14 protein-coding genes are annotated in these 15,887 nt (G+C 61.0%); 6 read left to right on the top strand and 8 right to left on the bottom strand.

The window, feature by feature from the left end:
• Window positions 1-16 precede the first annotated feature (16 nt).
• A complete protein-coding gene (locus BS626_RS07390) occupies window positions 17-562 on the bottom strand; it encodes a winged helix-turn-helix domain-containing protein (RefSeq protein ID WP_075181749.1) in 546 nt (181 codons plus the stop codon).
• A gap of 487 nt (window positions 563-1,049) precedes the next feature.
• On the opposite strand from BS626_RS07390, the gene BS626_RS07385 reads away from it, so the two are divergent.
• The 3 genes from BS626_RS07385 (at window position 1,050) to BS626_RS07375 (ending at window position 5,046) form a co-directional block, all read left to right on the top strand.
• Window positions 1,050-1,991: a VirK/YbjX family protein gene (locus BS626_RS07385; RefSeq protein WP_075181748.1), complete on the top strand. Its 942-nt coding sequence runs from the start codon at window positions 1,050-1,052 to the stop codon at window positions 1,989-1,991.
• Window positions 1,992-2,191: 200 nt separating this feature from the next.
• Window positions 2,192-3,568, top strand: coding sequence for a diaminobutyrate--2-oxoglutarate transaminase (locus BS626_RS07380; protein ID WP_139308785.1), 1,377 nt, complete (start codon window positions 2,192-2,194; stop codon window positions 3,566-3,568).
• Window positions 3,569-3,579: 11 nt separating this feature from the next.
• A complete protein-coding gene (locus BS626_RS07375) occupies window positions 3,580-5,046 on the top strand; it encodes an aspartate aminotransferase family protein (protein WP_075181747.1) in 1,467 nt (488 codons plus the stop codon).
• A gap of 67 nt (window positions 5,047-5,113) precedes the next feature.
• On the opposite strand, the gene BS626_RS07370 is transcribed toward BS626_RS07375, so the two are convergent.
• The 3 genes from BS626_RS07370 to BS626_RS07360 all read right to left on the bottom strand — a co-directional run bounded on the left by BS626_RS07370 (window position 5,114) and on the right by BS626_RS07360 (window position 9,580).
• Entirely contained in the window at window positions 5,114-6,373 is a 1,260-nt protein-coding gene (locus BS626_RS07370) for an MFS transporter (protein ID WP_075181746.1), read from the bottom strand.
• A 50-nt stretch (window positions 6,374-6,423) separates the two neighbouring features.
• The gene (locus BS626_RS07365; RefSeq protein WP_075181745.1) at window positions 6,424-8,547 is read right to left on the bottom strand and encodes an alpha-galactosidase; all 2,124 of its coding nucleotides are present in this window, start codon (window positions 8,545-8,547) and stop codon (window positions 6,424-6,426) included.
• 139 nt (window positions 8,548-8,686) lie between these two features.
• Window positions 8,687-9,580, bottom strand: a complete 894-nt coding sequence (locus tag BS626_RS07360) for a LysR family transcriptional regulator (protein WP_075181744.1) — start codon at window positions 9,578-9,580, stop codon at window positions 8,687-8,689.
• 193 nt (window positions 9,581-9,773) lie between these two features.
• Here BS626_RS07360 and BS626_RS07355 point away from each other — a divergent pair, with 193 nt between their 5' ends.
• From BS626_RS07355 to BS626_RS07350, 3 genes are read left to right on the top strand one after another with little or no spacing between them, the layout of a single operon-like run.
• The gene (locus tag BS626_RS07355) at window positions 9,774-10,235 is read left to right on the top strand and encodes a carboxymuconolactone decarboxylase family protein (RefSeq protein ID WP_240494278.1); all 462 of its coding nucleotides are present in this window, start codon (window positions 9,774-9,776) and stop codon (window positions 10,233-10,235) included.
• Entirely contained in the window at window positions 10,193-10,396 is a 204-nt protein-coding gene (locus tag BS626_RS18770) for a carboxymuconolactone decarboxylase family protein (protein WP_240494277.1), read from the top strand. Before BS626_RS07355 ends, BS626_RS18770 begins: the two co-directional genes overlap by 43 nt.
• A gap of 18 nt (window positions 10,397-10,414) precedes the next feature.
• Window positions 10,415-10,846: a cupin domain-containing protein gene (locus BS626_RS07350; protein WP_075181743.1), complete on the top strand. Its 432-nt coding sequence runs from the start codon at window positions 10,415-10,417 to the stop codon at window positions 10,844-10,846.
• Window positions 10,847-10,922: 76 nt separating this feature from the next.
• Here the strand turns inward: BS626_RS07350 and bla are convergent, their stop codons facing one another.
• From bla to BS626_RS07330, 4 genes are all read right to left on the bottom strand, one after another.
• A complete protein-coding gene (bla, locus tag BS626_RS07345; RefSeq protein WP_075181742.1) occupies window positions 10,923-11,792 on the bottom strand; it encodes a class A beta-lactamase in 870 nt (289 codons plus the stop codon).
• A 74-nt stretch (window positions 11,793-11,866) separates the two neighbouring features.
• Entirely contained in the window at window positions 11,867-12,862 is a 996-nt protein-coding gene (locus tag BS626_RS07340) for a substrate-binding domain-containing protein (RefSeq protein WP_075181741.1), read from the bottom strand.
• A 126-nt stretch (window positions 12,863-12,988) separates the two neighbouring features.
• A complete protein-coding gene (locus BS626_RS07335; protein WP_075181740.1) occupies window positions 12,989-14,518 on the bottom strand; it encodes a cryptochrome/photolyase family protein in 1,530 nt (509 codons plus the stop codon).
• Window positions 14,515-15,801 (bottom strand): DASH family cryptochrome, encoded by a 1,287-nt coding sequence (locus tag BS626_RS07330; RefSeq protein WP_075182087.1) that lies wholly within the window; start codon window positions 15,799-15,801, stop codon window positions 14,515-14,517. Before BS626_RS07330 ends, BS626_RS07335 begins: the two co-directional genes overlap by 4 nt.
• Window positions 15,802-15,887: the final 86 nt, after the last annotated feature.

Genomic DNA, 15,887 nt, shown 5'->3' with positions numbered 1-15,887 from the left:
ACCAGGGTTAACAGGTTCAACGCGCTGCACCCTGCTTGCAGGGCGGCATCGGAACAGAGCCCGACATCGCCGCCGGGTTCAGCAGGCGCCACGCCAGACAAAGAGAGAGCACGGCCACGGCCGCTGCTGCCAGCATCAGCAGCGTACTACGCATCGATAATCTTTTATTGCTGGCGAGCGGCGTTTGGGGCAGCGGACCGGCCTTCTGCCCGGCCGGCAGCGTGACAGCCTGAACGCGGATAGCATCGCCGATTATAAAGCCGCGGCGCGGAACGGTTTTAATCACCTCATCCCCGTTCAGGCTCAACTGAAATAATGCTTTGCGCAGCGAGTGGATGGCACCGTGCAGCGTGTTGTTACTGGTCGCAATACCAAAATCTTCCCAACCGTACTGAAAGAGTTCTTTTTGGGAGACAATTTCGCCTTTACGCTCCAGTAACACACTGAGGCAGAGCGCCGCAGGCGCACGCAGCATGATCACTTGCTGGCGAGAGTGATGAATTAATTTTCTTTCCAATACCTGGAAGGTGATGTGATCATTAATGATAAATGCTTTACTCATTGCAACTTTTCTCAATGTTTTTATCGCAGGCTACCGGGCCGCAGCGGGCCGACATGGAATAGCGTCAACGTGACGCGAGCAAGGGCGAATCAATAATATAAATATCAATCGGTTACTATGATGTGGCGAATATTTGTTGTTGTCTTTTTATTTTTTCATCCCCGCTCTTTTTATTTATTATTTATTATTGCCTTTGCTTTTATTTTGTTTTATTAACGCAACACTGTCCCGTGAGTCGTCGGTGCGGCGTGCCCTCCATAACGCCACAGAATGGGGTGATGCCGTGCCGTGCAAACAGGAAGAACATACATAAACACTTGCACCAGAAAAGCGTTGCGGCCTGTTTTTCTCGGCATGACCAGGTTAATTAATCATGAAAAAGAGCTTGGTTTAGAAACAGGTGAGGTTATGCACGCTACTATCGCGAAAATAATATGTACTTCTGAAATCGCCATCAGAATTAATGTTAAACACAGGAACAACAACAATGAAAAGCACGCTTGACAATACCTGCACTTCGCCAGTATCGCTATTTTATGCATTGACTTCAGGCGAATTAAAACCGGGGCGCGCGTGGCAAAAGCCGGTATTCCGGCTGAAATTTTTTTTGCGCACCCTGCTCTGCTGGCCTTTTTCCTGGCGGCTGCTGAGCTGGTTTTCGGCCCAGCCGCAGCGGCTGACGTTTCTGCAGGCCCAGCCGGCGATCCCGTGTAAGCTGCACCGCCCCTATTTATCGGTGCGTTTATCGATGGCGGAACGGCTGCAGGCGCTGCTGAGCCACTACGACCTGAGCGCCAAGCGGATGCCCGCGGCGCTGCTTCGCGGTTACCTCAGCGGCCATCCGTGGCCGCTGGTCAGCGTGATCGACAAGCGCGGCGAGACGGTGAACATTGCGCTGGCGTCGCTGGACCGCCTGAATAAAGAGGGCGAAGCGACGCTGCTGGTTGCCAATCATCAGGGTACCCCACTGGTTAACGTCACCTTCACCCTGGTGCAGCGCGACGAGGGGCCAGTGCTGTTTATTGGTGGTATGCAGGGGGCCCACAGCGAGGTAGATCATGAGTCAATTCGCCAGCTGACCCGCGATTGCTATGGTCTGTTTCCCAAACGGCTGGCGATGGAAGCGCTGTCCGCGCTGGCGCGCGGGCTGGGCGCCAGCCAGATTATCGCCGTCGGCAACGACAGTCATATCTATCAGTCACCGCGCTACCGCCGCCGCCGCCGCCTGATGCATGCGGATTACGATGCTTTTTGGCTGTCGCTGGGCGCGCAGGCCGATGAGCAGGGACACTTCCAGCTGCCCTGCACGCTGGGGCGTAAAACAGAGGTGGAGATTCCCAGCAAGAAGCGCGCGGAGTATCGCCGGCGCTACACCCTGTTAGATCAGGTCTGCGCCGGCGTTGAGGCGCATTTCAACGCGGCGGCCTGATTCCCTCTTCTCGTGGCGGAGCCTAGTCTCCGCCACCCCGGCTCACCGCACGCCAATATCCTTCACTTTCCAGCATCATAAAAGTCATTGAGCCGGGGGGGTAAAAGCCCTATATTGGCCGCGCCTGAATGCAGGCAACTCACCTTTTTAACAACATGATTCAACTGCAGCGTCGACAAGTCTGCGGTTGTGGGAGTGATATGATGACGGATAAAGTCCGTATTAATACTTTTGATGCACATGGGAACAACGAATCGTATTTAGCGCGTCAGGCCGAATATGAATCTAATGTCAGGAGTTATCCGCGCAAGCTGCCGCTGGCTATCGCCAAAGCAGAAGGCGTCTGGATAACGGATGTTGAAGGAAATCAATATCTTGACTGCCTTGCCGGCGCCGGTACTCTGGCCCTGGGACACAACCATCCTGACGTTATCGACAGCATCCAGAGTGTTATTACCTGCGGCTTGCCGTTGCATACACTGGACTTGACCACCCCCCTGAAAGATCGCTTCTCAGCTTATTTGCTCTCTCTACTGCCCGGCCAGGGTAAAGCCTACTGTCTGCAGTTCTGCGGCCCCTCCGGTGCTGATGCCGTGGAAGCCGCCCTGAAGCTGGCGAAAAAACATACCGGCCGCAGCGGCGTGATCAGCTTCTCCGGCGGCTACCACGGTATGACCCACGGCGCGCTGGCGGTCACCGGAAACCTCTCTCCGAAAGCGGCAATCAACGGCCTGATGCCGGAGGTGCAGTTTATGCCCTACCCGCACCTCTATCGCTGTCCGCTCGGTATCGGCGGCGAGGCCGGCGTCGAGGCGCACAGCGACTACTTTGAAAATCTGATTAACGACGTGGAGAGCGGCGTGCGCAAACCGGCGGCGGTTATCCTGGAAGCGGTTCAGGGCGAAGGCGGCGTCAACCCGGCACCGGCGGCGTGGCTGCAGCGCATCCGTAAAGTGACCGCGGAACACGGTATCGTGCTGATCCTTGATGAAGTGCAGGCCGGCTTTGCCCGCACCGGCAAATTTTTTGCCTTCGAACACGCCGGGATTGAGCCGGATATCATCGTGATGTCCAAGGCGGTGGGCGGCGGTCTGCCGCTGGCAGTGCTGGGGATTCGGAAGCACTTTGATGCCTGGGAACCGGGTCATCATACCGGAACCTTCCGCGGTAACCAGCTGGCGATGGCCACCGGTCTGGCCACCCTGCAGCATCTGACGGAGCAGCGGATAGCAGAAAAAGTCGCGGCGCAGGGCGAGTGGCTGAAGGATCGCCTGCGCGAACTGCAGGCACGCTATCCGGTTATCGGCCACGTCCGTGGATTGGGGATGATGATCGGTATTGAGATAGTCAAACCACAGGCGGAACCAGACCGCCTCGGCTGCCATCCGGCCGACGGCGAGCTCGCCGCCCTGCTGCAGAAAAAATGTTTTGAAGCCGGGCTGATACTGGAGCGCGGTGGCCGTCACGGCAGCGTACTGCGCCTCCTGCCGTCGCTGCTGATCAGCACTCAGGAACTGGCTATCGTGCTGGATAAGCTCGAGCAGGCCCTGTTAGCCGCCGGCCAGCAGCCCGTTTAACCGGAGAGACCATGTCTGAACAACACCCTATTCTGGCCGCCGCGCCGCACAGCACCGCCGCTTACCGCGACGCCATCGCCCAGAGCAGCGAGGCGGTTGTGCAGTGGCTGCAGCAGCCGGAAATGTACCAGGGCAAAAGCGTTGCGGCCCTGCGCGATCGCATCGAACTGGCCTTTACCGCCGGTGGGCTGGGCAACGCCGCTGCCATTGAGCGCGCGGTAGAATTCTTCCTGAAAGACAGTTTGTCGGTGCATCATCCGCAGTGCGTGGCCCATCTGCACTGCCCGAGCCTGGTGATCAGCCAGGCGGCGGAAGTGCTGATCAACGCCACCAATCAGAGTATGGACTCCTGGGATCAGAGTCCGTCGGCTACCCTGATGGAGATGAAGCTGATTGCCTGGCTACGTGAGCGGGCAGGCTTTGCCGCCGGTGACGCCGGCGTGTTCACCAGCGGGGGGACGCAGAGCAACCTGATGGGGCTGATGCTGGCGCGCGACGCTTTCTTTGCCCGTCAGGGCCACTCGGTGCAGCAGGACGGACTGACCGGCGATCTGCGCAAGCTGACGGTGTTCTGCTCTGAGCAGGCGCACTTCTCGGTGCAAAAGAACATGGCGCTGCTGGGTCTGGGCTATCGCTCGGTCACGCAGGTGAAATGCGATGCCGTCGGCCGCATGGACGTTGCCGATCTGACTGCAAAGTTGGCGCAGGCCCGGGATAACGGCGATCGGGTACTGGCCATTGTGGCCACCGCCGGTACCACCGACGCCGGCGCGATTGACCCGCTGCGCGAGATTGCCAGCCTGGCGCAACAGCACCAGATCTGGCTGCACGTCGATGCGGCCTGGGGCGGCGCGCTGCTGCTCTCGGCGCAGTACCGCCACCTGCTGGATGGGCTCGATCAGGTTGACTCAATTACCCTCGATTTCCATAAGCAGTTTTTCCAGACTATCAGCTGCGGCGCGTTTCTGCTGAAGGACGCCCGCCACTATGAGCTGATGCGCTATCAGGCAGCCTACCTTAACTCCGAGTTTGACGAGGCGCAGGGAGTACCGAACCTGGTCTCGAAGTCTCTGCAAACGACCCGCCGCTTTGACGCGTTAAAACTGTGGATGGGGCTGGAGGCGCTGGGCGAAGAGCGGTACGCGGCGATCATCGATCACGGCGTAAACCTGGCGCAGCAGGTGGCGGCCTGGATCGCCCACCAGCCCGCGCTGGAGCTGGTGATGACGCCGCAGCTGGCCAGCGTGCTGTTCCGCTATCGCCCGACGGATTTCACCGGCGATCATGCGGCGCTGGGACTGCTGAATCAGCATATCGGCGATGCGCTGCTGGACGCCGGCCGCGCGAACGTCGGCGTGACCGAGCAGCGCGGCGTCACCTGCCTGAAAATGACCCTGCTGAATCCGACGGTGACGCTGGAGGATATTCAGCGTCTGCTGGCGCTGGTGATCAGCACTGGCGAAGGGCTACCGCGTTAGCGTTTTGCGGCACGGCGACACAACCAAGCCGATCCCGCGGGATCGGCTTTTTTTTATCGGTGGTCAGCTACTGCACCGGGGCCTGGCGAACGCCGCCGACCGCTCGCCCGCAGAGCGTCAGCGCCGAGATAAGCGTTACCGTCAGCACTATCATCCCAAGCAGCAGGTAAGTGTCCTGAAAGCCGATCCTGTCATACAGGTTACCGGCGAGGGTCGAGAGAAAAATCGCCGCCAGTTGTTTGGCAAACTGAAAGCCAATCAGGTAGATAGTGGCCGACAGTCGGGTATCAAACACCCCGGTAATGTACTTAAATGCGCCCACCAGCAGAAAGGGTACCTCCAGCGCATGCAACATTTTCAGCGCGATCACTTCTGCTGCCGTGGTGGCGAAGGCGGACCCCACGATCCGCGTCGCCATAATAAAGCCGGCAATCAGCAGCGTATTTTTTGCCCCGATGCGGTTAATGATCCACGGCGAGCAGAACATAATGATGGCGTTACAGATCTCTCCCGCGGTGGTGGCAAAACCAAAGGCCCGCGTGCCGGCCTGCGGCGTGGCGAAAAAGGTTTTAAAAAAGGTGGCAAACTGCTGATCGAAAACATCGTAGACGCAGGCTACGCCGATCACGTACAGAACAAACATCCACATTTTGCGCTGGCGGAACAGGTTGACCACCATCGCCCGGGTAATTTGTCGCGAATTGGCGCCCAGTGCATCAATCACCTGTGCTCTCTGGCTGCGCTGCGGTCGGGCCACCAGCAGCAGGCCCATTAGCAGCACCGCCGCCGCCGATCCCATCCAGAAAACCCACGAGGGATCGATACTGAACAGCATGCCCGCCGTGGTCGCACACAGCCCCCATCCGAGGCAGCCAAACATCCGCGCCTTACCGTATTCAAAATGGCTACTGCGGCTGACGCGCTCGATATAGGCTTCAATCGCGCCCGAACCGGCCGAAAAAACAAAGCCGATATACAGGCCACCCGCCAGCGCTCCCAGCCAGATCGTACTCTTCACCAGTGGCGCAAACACATAGAGAAAGAACGGTGCAAAAAACAGCAGCAGCGTGGCGATCACCCACAGCATATGTTTTTTCAGCCCCAGCTGGTCAGAGATAATGCCCAGCAGCGGCTGAAAGGCAATCGCCGAGAGCGAGATACAGGAGAAGACAATGCCGGTATGGGTCTTATTCAGGCCGATCACATCCGACAGCCAGATAGGCAGAAACGGAAAGCAGGTGGCCATAATGAAAAAATAGAGAAAAAAGAACAGCCCGAAGATCCAAAAATTAGCGTTACTACGCGAGACAGAGGCAATGATGTTCATGGTGTGTTCCTCAACGACGGGCCGTGCGTGCGGCCCGATATTAGGGGTAATTACTCACGCGTCAGAGCGATCAGAATCGCGCTTTCCGGATCCAGAATTGGCAGGGACAGACCTGCCGCCTGCAGCCATTCGCCGCTGATGACCTGCGGCTGCTCCATCCAGGCGGGCAGCTTACGCATGGTGTGACCGCCATGTCCGGTCAACTGAATATTTGGATGATCGATCAGGGTAATACGGTAGCGTCCCAGTGGGTCGAGTCCCGGCACGCGCAGCGGTGCCATCAGTGTGTAGTCCGGCATCGCTATCTGACTGACAAGAAACAGCGCCTGCTGCTGATCGTCGCTGACCACGCCCTGGGCGACGGTCGTGCGATCGGGCATATCGACCCGCCACTGGGTGCCGCCATGAATCAGATCGCGCCACTGGCGGTAGAGGGCGCTGTAATGACGATAGCCCGCCTGCTCCTCCGCACCGGCCGTGACCGGATCCAGCTCCAGCCCCATGTGACCAAACAGCGCGGTCAAGCCGCGAAAAGCAATACTGTGCTGGCGGAACGTAGCGTGACAGCGACGATGACCGATGTGGGCGCCCATTACCTCCGGCGGGAAGAAGTAGCTCATGCCGCGCTGAATCGTGGTGCGCTCCAGCGCGTCGTTATTGTCTGAAGCCCAGAAGCGGTGGCAGCGCTGCAACACTTCATAATCGATCCGGCCGCCGCCGGAGGCGCAGGATTCAAATTCCACCGCTGGAAAACGGGCGCGTAACGTATCCAACAGGCGGTAAAACTGACGGGTTTGCGCATCAGCGGCGGCGCGGCCGGCGTGTCCCGGCTGCACCAGTTCGCGATTCATGTCCCATTTAACGTATTCTATGGCGTGATCGCCCAGCAGCCAGCTCAGTCGCGCCACCAGGTAGTCGAAGGCGGCGGGTATGTTCAGATTCAGCACGTATTGGTGACGGCCAGTTGCCTGCGCGTAGCCCGGTAGCGCCAGCACCCAGTCGGGGTGCGCGCGGAACAGATCCGAGTCCGGATTGATCATCTCTGGCTCGACCCAGATGCCAAATCCCATCCCCAGCGCGTTGACTCGCGCAATCAGCGGCGTCAGCCCCTGCGGGTATTTCTGCTCATCCAGGTACCAGTCGCCCAGCGCGGCGAGGTCGTTATTGCGCCCCTTAAACCAGCCGTCATCAATGATGAAGCGCTCCACGCCCAGCTGCGCGGCGGCTTCGGCCATCTGCAGGATATAGTCGGGATCGTGACGGAAGTAGATGCCCTCCCAGGTATTCAGGTGCACCGGCCGGCGCGCGCCCTGCGGGAAGCGGATGACCTCATCACGCAGAAAACGGTGGAACTGCTGACTCATGCCGTTCAGCCCCCGAGGCGAATGACTGGCATACAGCCACGGGGTCCAGGCCATTTCCCCCTGCTCCAGCGTTTTCTCTCCCGGTAGCCACAGCGCTTCCGCCTGCAGATAGCGGCGTCCATCGGTTTTCACCTCAGCGCGCAGGCGGTGGTTACCGCTCCAGCCGAGGTGTACGCCCCAGACGTCACCCTGATTTTCGTTGAAGCCCGGCGTACCGGCGATCAGCGCCGGAAAATGTTCGTGCGACGTGCGGCCGCGCCGGTTTTCAATAACGTAGCTGTCGTGCGCCAGGCTGACGCGGTGCGGCTGAAACTCCCGGGTCCAGCGGCCGTGAAACGCCATGATTTCGCCGGCGCGCTCGGCAATCGGCAGCGTTACCGCCAGCCGATCCAGCTGCCAGGCGCCGGGTTTCAGGTTGCGCAGGCCATGGCGCACCTTCAGCACCCCGGCGGCACTCATCACCAGCTGGCTCTCCAGGGTCAGACCGGCGACGCTATCTTCGGCTATCAGCGTCAGGCTCTCACCGTCGCGGATCGCTGACGTGGTGGTAAAGCGCGGCGAACCATCCAGCCCCTGCCGGTGCCCCTCAATGCCCGGAGACCCAAACAGACCGTGGCTCAGCTCGGCCATCAGGGTGACCGGAGAATCGACGTCCAGCCGGCCGTTGGCGACCGGGCGCGCCAGGCTGGCAATGTATTCTGGGGAAAAGTGCTGCAGACGCGGCCCCCAGTAGAGGATTTCAGCGTGCGGGTGGGTTTTGATGATCAGATCAGCGCTGGCGCTGGACAGACGTTGACAGGTGGTTTCCATGCGTGTTCTCCCCTCATAAAGAAACACATGGTGCATACGAAACGTTTCGGGTCACAACCAAAACGTTTCGGATCTGTGACGCCGCCCGCCGTATTGCCGACAGATGGCGCCTCAGCCTGGGCCAGGCGTTCGCGCGCGGTCACTCGCGGTGGCGCAGCGCCTCAATCAGTAACGCGAAGGCCGGGGGATGCTGTCTGCGGCTGGGGTAATAGAGGTAATAGCCGGCAAACGCCGGGCACCAGTCGTCCAACACCGCCAGCAATGTGCCACTGCGGAGCAGGTCCGCCACGGTATCTTCCGGCACGCAGGCAATGCCAAAGCCTTCCCGCGCCGCGTCAATCCGCGCCGGCAGCGGATTGATGATCAGCTGTCCCTCTACCCGCACGCGTAAGGGTTTACCCGCCTGTGCAAACTCCCAGTGATAGACGCCACCCGACGTGGGTAGCCGCATGTTGATGCAACGGTGATCCTGTAAATCATGGGGGGTGTGGGGAGTGCCATAGCGGGCAAGGTAATCCGGTGAGGCCACCGTGATCATGCGCATATCCGGCCCCACTTTCACAGCAACCATGTCCTTTTCTACGCTTTCGCCCAGCCGCACGCCGGCATCAAATCCCCCACGGACAATATCGACCAGCCCATTATCCGCCACCAGCTCAACGTGAATTGCCGGGTAACGACGCAGAAACGGTTTAAGTTTTGGCCACAGCAGGCTGACAATGGCATGATCCCCCGCCGAAAGGCGAAGATTTCCCGCTGGCAGACCGCTCATCTGCACAATGGTGTCCAGTGCCACATCCAGCTCCCGCAGCCCGGGCTCAAGGCAGGCGATGATGCGCTCACCCGCTTCCGTTGGCGCGACGCTGCGGGTGGTGCGGGTCAGTAACCGGAGATTTAGCCGCGTCTCAAGGGCTTTGACGGCGTGGCTGAGGGCTGACTGGGATACGCCCAGCGTACCGGCCGCTTGGGTAAAGCTGCGCGCTTTTGCTACCGCCAGAAAGCAGTGCAACTCATGAAAATTTTCTTTCAGCATGATCACTCCCTTGCCCGAAATTAATGAATTCTTCTCATAGACTCAATCAGTTTAGACCTGTTACTCAGAATAATGATGCCGTATAGGCTGATAACGCTTATCCCATTGTGCCCGGCGCGCAGCATGAGGGATCACCTTTGCATTGCCCCTGACTGTGCGATCAGGCGGCAGGCATAATACCAGGAGATAGCATATGACCGCTCCCCTAAACGTACCGCAGCAGGCCATGGTTAAGCTCGCTGCACTGACCGCGTACGGCGATCTCGTCGGACTGGAAATGGCGCTGCATCACGGCCTTGACAGCGGCCTGACGGTGAACGAAATACAGGAAATTCTGGTTCAGCTGTATGCCTACTGTGGCTTTCCCCGCAGCCTGAATGCGCTGGCCACGCTGATGGCCGTGGTTAACGCCCGCCGTCAGGCCGGCACCCGGGATCCGGTGGGTCCCACAGCATCACCGCCACCCCCCGACTGGGACAGTCTCGCTGCCGGCCGGGATAATCAGACCCGACTGGTGGGAGGGCCCGTGACCGGTGGCCTCTTTGATTTTGCCCCGGCCATTGTCAGTTTCTCAAATCGCACCTGTTTGGCGACATCTTTCAGCGCGATGTCGTGGACTGGCCAACACGAGAACTGGCGACGGTTGCGGCGCTGACGGCGATGTCAGGCGTAAGCAATCAGCTACGCAGCCATTTCGCCATCAGCCTGCATAGCGGGCTGACGCGGGAACAGTTGCAACAGATCATCACGATGGTGTCTTCAGTCTGCGACGGGCGGACGGCTGCGGATGCGCGATACATTCTCGATACCCTTTAACTCTGCAGGAGAGACGCAATGACTGACCACTTTGATGGTAACGGAATTTTCCCGAAAGGCCCCAGAAATGATGCCTGGGCAGACTACTTTCAGGGGACAAGCTACCTTACGATGCTCTCCACGACCGGGGTGACGATCGGTAACGTGGTGTTTGAACCCGGATGCCGCAACCACTGGCATATTCACCACCAAGGCGGACAAATTCTGCTGGTGACCGGAGGACGCGGCTGGTATCAGGAATGGAACTGCCCCGCCCGGCCACTGGTGGCCGGCGATGTGGTCCACATTGCTCCCGGTACGAAGCACTGGCACGGCGCGGCCAGCGACAGCTGGTTTGCGCATCTGGCGGTGGAGGTGCCCGCTGAGGGGGCGTCCAATACGTGGCTGGAGCCGGTGGATGACGCGGACTACGCGGCCCTGCAAACGCCGGGCGGCGGCGCTGAGCGCTGATCGATGGGGCCGCACGCGGTAGATATCCTCATCGCGACAGCCCGCACCTCCGGGCGGATGCCAGCGCGCTGCGCGATCAGTGCGGTGATGACCAGTGCGCAATCAGCGACGCGCCAAGCCGGGCAATGTGCTGGTTGCGCACGTCCAGCGACGCCGGATTATCAGTCAGAAAAATCACCACAATTCGCGTCGGGGTGCCCCCGGGGCCCAGCAGCGCCACGATGCCGCGCGAACCATGCTCCCCCGCGCCGGTTTTATCGGCAATATACCAACCCGGTGGCAACACCGAGCGCAGCAGTGGACCGCCGACGCTATCGGCCTCCATCCATGCCAGTAGCTGCTGTCGCGACGCGGCCGATAGCGTGTTGCCGTCGATCAACCGGCGCAGGGTGCGCGCCAAACGCTCCGGCGTAGTGGTATCCCGCACATCGCCGGGTTCAGCGCTGTTCAGCGCCGGCTCCCAGCGGTCCAGTCGGGTCTCGGTATCACCGATGCGGCGTAAAAAGGCGGTGAGCGCCGACGGACCGCCCAGCGTGTTGAGCAGCAGGTTGGCGGCCGTGTTATCACTGACGGTTATCGCAGCATGGCATAACGCATCCACCCGCATGCCGTCGGCGAGGTGGCGTTCGGTTACCGGCGACCACGCCACCAGATCGCCGGGCAGATAGCGAATGCGCCGCGCCAGCTGTTCCTGCCCGGCATCAACGCGCGCCAGCACCGCGGCGCACAGCAGTACTTTAAAGGTACTGTTGAGTGGAAAACGCGCCTGTGCCCGCCAGCCGCTGAGCAGCTGGCCGCTGGCCAGATCCAGCTCGGCATACCCCACCCGTCCCGGCAGCTGCGCCTCCACCTGCTGCGCGACTTGCTGCGGCGTGGAGGTGGCACCGGCAGGCTGTACGCAGAGCGTCAGCAGGGTAAGCGCGGTAAGATAAAAACAACGTCGCATCGTTGGGCTCCTTTCAGCCTCGGTAACGCGACCGAAGCACTGTTCTGCCGCGTGGGGGTGCCCTGTCAGGGCGCTCAGGCGGTGACGCCCGGGCGGAAATCCGGCTGCCACAGCACCTGCAGCCGGGCCAAATCTTCGCCGGCAATCAGCGCGCGCACCATCGTGGCAATTTGCACCCCAACGCCGGCGCGGGTGCCCTGCAGAATGGCGGCCACGTCGATATCGACAATGCTGTCCTGCGGCAGACCGTCATACATCACCAGCGCCACCGCATCGTCACCGACCAGCCGGCCACACTGGGCCAGCGCCATTGCCGCGCCATCACCGGTAGCATTGCAATCGGTAACAATGGCGGTCGGCGGCTCGGGCTCAGCCAGCAGCGCCAGCGTCGTCTGGTAACCGGCTTTGCGGCTGGGCGGTAACTGACGCAGCCAGCGTTCCGACAGCCCGGCCTCGCGAAGCGCATCCCGATAGCCATTGCGCCGCTGAGTGATAAACGCCTGCTGATTCTGCTCCCCCAGTAGCGCGATACACCGGTGGCCGCGGGCTATCAGATGTCGCGTTGCCTGCCAGGTGCCGGCGTAGTTATCAAAGTCAAACCACGCGTAAGGCTGGCTGAGCTGGCTGCGCCCCAGAGCCAAAAATGGAAAACGCGCCTGCTGCAGCTGCTGCAGGCGCGGATCCTCATCCAGGGTATGGGCGATAATCAGCGCATCTACGCGCCGACTCTCGACGGTACGCATGTAGCTGTGCTGGCAGCCACGATCGTCATCGGCGATCAGCAGCAGGTCAATTTCATGCCGCGCCAGCTCATGACTGATCTCCCCGACCATCTCCATAAACACGCTGTTGTTGAGCGGCACCGGATTAACCGGGAACACCAGCCCTACCGCGTCAATGGTCCCCATTTTCAGACGGCGGGCGAAGGTATTGGGCCGGTAACCGCGCCGCTGCGCCTCGGCCTCCACCCTGGCGCGGGTGTCGGCGGACACATCCTGGTAGCCGTTCAGCGCGCGACTGACGGTGGTGACGGAAAGGCCCAGCTCTTTCGCGATAGCTTTCAGTGACATAACAATCCGTTGAGCAAGCAATTTGTCCCAGTGTCGCCGATGTGCCGGGCGCCGTCCAGCCCGCACGGGGCGAGACGGGCGGATGGGCGGAAAAAACCGCTTAGCCGCCGTGCCCCTCAGCGCCCGCTATAAGCTATCGAGCCGGTCGCGCAGCTGAGCGGCGCGCGCCGTCATTGCCTGTCGTTCCTCTTCGCTCATCTTGTCGAGGTGGGCCCAGACAAACGGCAGGCGGGCATTATTCTCCAGCCAGTCGCGCTGGCGGGCGAAGAAATCCCAGTACAGCGCGTTAAACGGGCAGGCACGGTCGCCGGTGCGCTCTCCGGCCGCGTAGTGGCAGCTCTGGCAGTAGTTGCTCATTTTATTGATGTAGGCGGCACTGGAGACGTAGGGCTTGCTGGCCAGCAGGCCACCATCGGCAAACTGACTCATGCCCAGCGTATTCGGCAGCTCGACCCACTCAAAGGCGTCGATATAGACGCCGAGATACCATTCGTGAACCGCCTGCGGTGACAGGCCGGCCAGCAGCGAGAAATTGCCAATCACCATCAGCCGCTGAATATGGTGGGCATAGGCGTCGCTGAGCGACTGGCCGATGGACTCCGCCAGGCAGCGCATCCGTGTCTTACCGGTCCAGAACCAGTCCGGCAGCGGTTGCTGATTATCAAAGACGTTCAGCTCGCGGTATGCCGGCATCTTCGCCCAGTAAATGCCGCGCACGTACTCACGCCAGCCGAGGATCTGCCGGATAAAGCCCTCGCAGGCGGCCAGCGGTGCCCGGCCGGCGCGCCACGCCTGCTCCGCGCGATCCACCACTTCCCCTGGCGTCAGCATTTTGCTGTTCAGCGCAAACGACAGCAGCGAGTGGAACAGGTAATGCTCGCCGCGGTGCATCGCGTCCTGCCAGTGGCCAAACTCCGGCAGCACCTGCTGGATAAAGTGATCGAGCTGTGCCAGCGCCTGATCGCGATTCAGCGGCCAGCGAAACCGCTCCGCCTGCGGGTCGCCAAAGGTTACCACCTGCTGATCCACTATCTCCTGCCACAGCGCCGAGCGATCGGCGTGCGGCCGCCGATCGCTCGGCGCCGCCGGCTGGCCGGGCCAGCGCTTGCGGTTCTCTTTGTCGAAGTTCCACTGTTGACCAACTGGCGTATCGTCATCCTGCAGTAAAATGCGAAACTGGCGGCGCATATGGCGGTAAAAATGCTCCATTCGCCAGCTTTTTCGCCCGTCAAAAAAGGTGCCTACCTCATCGCGGTCGGTAAAAAAATGTTCGCTGCTCACGCAGTGGGTTGCCACGGCATGCTGGCTGGCCCAGTCGCGCAGCTGACGATCCAGTCGCCACTCGTCCGGTTCCTGCCAGCTGACGCGCTCCGCCTGATAGTGGGTTATCAGCGCGTCGAGGTTGTCGGTCAGCGATCCGCGATTGGCCGCGTCGCCGAGCTTCACATAGCGCACCCGGTGCCCCTGCGCTTTAAGCTGGCGGGCAAAATCGCGCATCGCGGCAAAGATAGCCAGTACCTTCTGCGCGTGGTGTTTAACGTATGCCGTCTCCTGCTGCAGCTCGAGCAGCAGATAGATCACCCGCTTATCCCGACGGCTAAACCAGCTGTGCTGCGGATTTAGCTGATCGCCTAAAATCAGTCTCAGTTCGGTCAATCCTGCCTCCAGAGTGCGCGGTAAGCCCCCTCGCTATCGTAATGTTCGGCCTGCTTTTGGGTATTGAAATGGCGGCCACCGCGCGGGTCGGTGCCGCGTCCGGCGATATAGAGCCAGTTGCCCTGGTTAACCGCCGGATCAAAATCGATCAGGTGGTGTTCAAACCAGGCGGCGCCGGCGCGCCAGTCGCCGCCGCCGTCGTAAATCAGCGCGCTGGCCACAATCTGCCGCATGCGGTTGCTAAGGTAGCCGGTGGTGCGCAGCTCGCGCATGCCGGCATCCACCAGCGGATCGCCGGTGCGCGCTTCACACCAGGCGGTGAAGGCCGCCGGATCGCCCCGGCTTTCCTCATCACCGCGCAGACCGCCGGCCTGCCACAGCCTGACGCCATATTTTCGCTGCAGAATGTGGAAATAGTCACGCCACAGCAGTTCAACAATCAGCCAGTCGGTGCCCTCATTGGCGCCCTGCTCGTCGTGATAACGCTGGCAGGCGGCGTAAATTTGCCGCGCAGAGAGCGCGCCCTGCGCCAGCCACGGTGAAAACTTGGTGGAAAAATCGATCCCGGTGAGTCCGTTTCGCGTGGCTTTGTAATGCCGCGCGCGCGCGTCAGAAAACCAGCGTTGCAGATGCCCGGCGGCGGCGGCAGAACCGCCATAAAATGTGGGCAAGTGGGCGGGAAAACTGGCGCGTGCATCCCCTTCCGCACTCGCCGGCCAGGGGAGCGGCGCCGCATCGGGCATCAGCCTGGACGGCCAGGGCGGCAGTGCTGGCGGCGGCAGCGGTGCGGCCGGGCGCACCGCGGCTTTCTCCAGCCGCTGGCGAAACGGCGTAAACTGATCCGGCAGCGCGTCGGGTGAAAAAGGCAACCGGGCGGGGGAAAACAGGGTGGCTTGCCAGTGGGTGTTTAACGGTAAACCGGCGTCCCGCAGCCGCTGCAGGCGCTGCGCTTCCTCCGGCGTGGCCGCCGCCTGAGCAACGATCGTCCCACCGCCGAGCTGACGCAGCAGATCGCCGAGGGCCTCTGCTTCATTGCCGGCGGGGAGCACCCGCAGGGCGCTGCCGCGCTCGCGCAGGGCGCGATCGAGGTCGGCCAGCGCCTGACGCTGAAAGCGCGTGCGTCGCGGGTGCGTACGGGTAAATCCCCAGCGGGTCAGCGGCGGCGCGGCGGGCGCAAAACAGACCGGCAGCAGTGCGGAGGCTTCCTGACAGGCGGCGGTGAGGGCCGGGTTATCCGCCAGTCGCAGATCGTCGGTAAACAGATAGAGTCGGGTGTCGGTCATAGCGGCGGTAGCGCCAGCATCGGCAGTGTCATCGCGCGTTCCTTTATCAGGCAGTAATAGCACGCCTAATTATACGCGATCCTGCG

Origin of the sequence: Pantoea sp. 1.19, assembly GCF_001922585.1 — a bacterium.
Classification (GTDB): domain Bacteria; phylum Pseudomonadota; class Gammaproteobacteria; order Enterobacterales; family Enterobacteriaceae; genus 1-19.
This window is presented reverse-complemented; position numbering and strand designations above follow the sequence as displayed.

Excerpts from the sequence above, each read along its gene's own strand:
- BS626_RS07390 (WP_075181749.1), bottom strand. The coding sequence starts at position 562 with ATGAGTAAAGCATTTATCATTAATGATCACATCACCTTCCAGGTATTG.
- BS626_RS07385 (WP_075181748.1), top strand. The coding sequence starts at position 1,050 with ATGAAAAGCACGCTTGACAATACCTGCACTTCGCCAGTATCGCTATTT.
- BS626_RS07380 (WP_139308785.1), top strand. The coding sequence starts at position 2,192 with ATGATGACGGATAAAGTCCGTATTAATACTTTTGATGCACATGGGAAC.
- BS626_RS07375 (WP_075181747.1), top strand. The coding sequence starts at position 3,580 with ATGTCTGAACAACACCCTATTCTGGCCGCCGCGCCGCACAGCACCGCC.
- BS626_RS07370 (WP_075181746.1), bottom strand. The coding sequence starts at position 6,373 with ATGAACATCATTGCCTCTGTCTCGCGTAGTAACGCTAATTTTTGGATC.
- BS626_RS07365 (WP_075181745.1), bottom strand. The coding sequence starts at position 8,547 with ATGGAAACCACCTGTCAACGTCTGTCCAGCGCCAGCGCTGATCTGATC.
- BS626_RS07360 (WP_075181744.1), bottom strand. The coding sequence starts at position 9,580 with ATGCTGAAAGAAAATTTTCATGAGTTGCACTGCTTTCTGGCGGTAGCA.
- BS626_RS07355 (WP_240494278.1), top strand. The coding sequence starts at position 9,774 with ATGACCGCTCCCCTAAACGTACCGCAGCAGGCCATGGTTAAGCTCGCT.
- BS626_RS07350 (WP_075181743.1), top strand. The coding sequence starts at position 10,415 with ATGACTGACCACTTTGATGGTAACGGAATTTTCCCGAAAGGCCCCAGA.
- bla (WP_075181742.1), bottom strand. The coding sequence starts at position 11,792 with ATGCGACGTTGTTTTTATCTTACCGCGCTTACCCTGCTGACGCTCTGC.
- BS626_RS07340 (WP_075181741.1), bottom strand. The coding sequence starts at position 12,862 with ATGTCACTGAAAGCTATCGCGAAAGAGCTGGGCCTTTCCGTCACCACC.
- BS626_RS07330 (WP_075182087.1), bottom strand. The coding sequence starts at position 15,801 with ATGACCGACACCCGACTCTATCTGTTTACCGACGATCTGCGACTGGCG.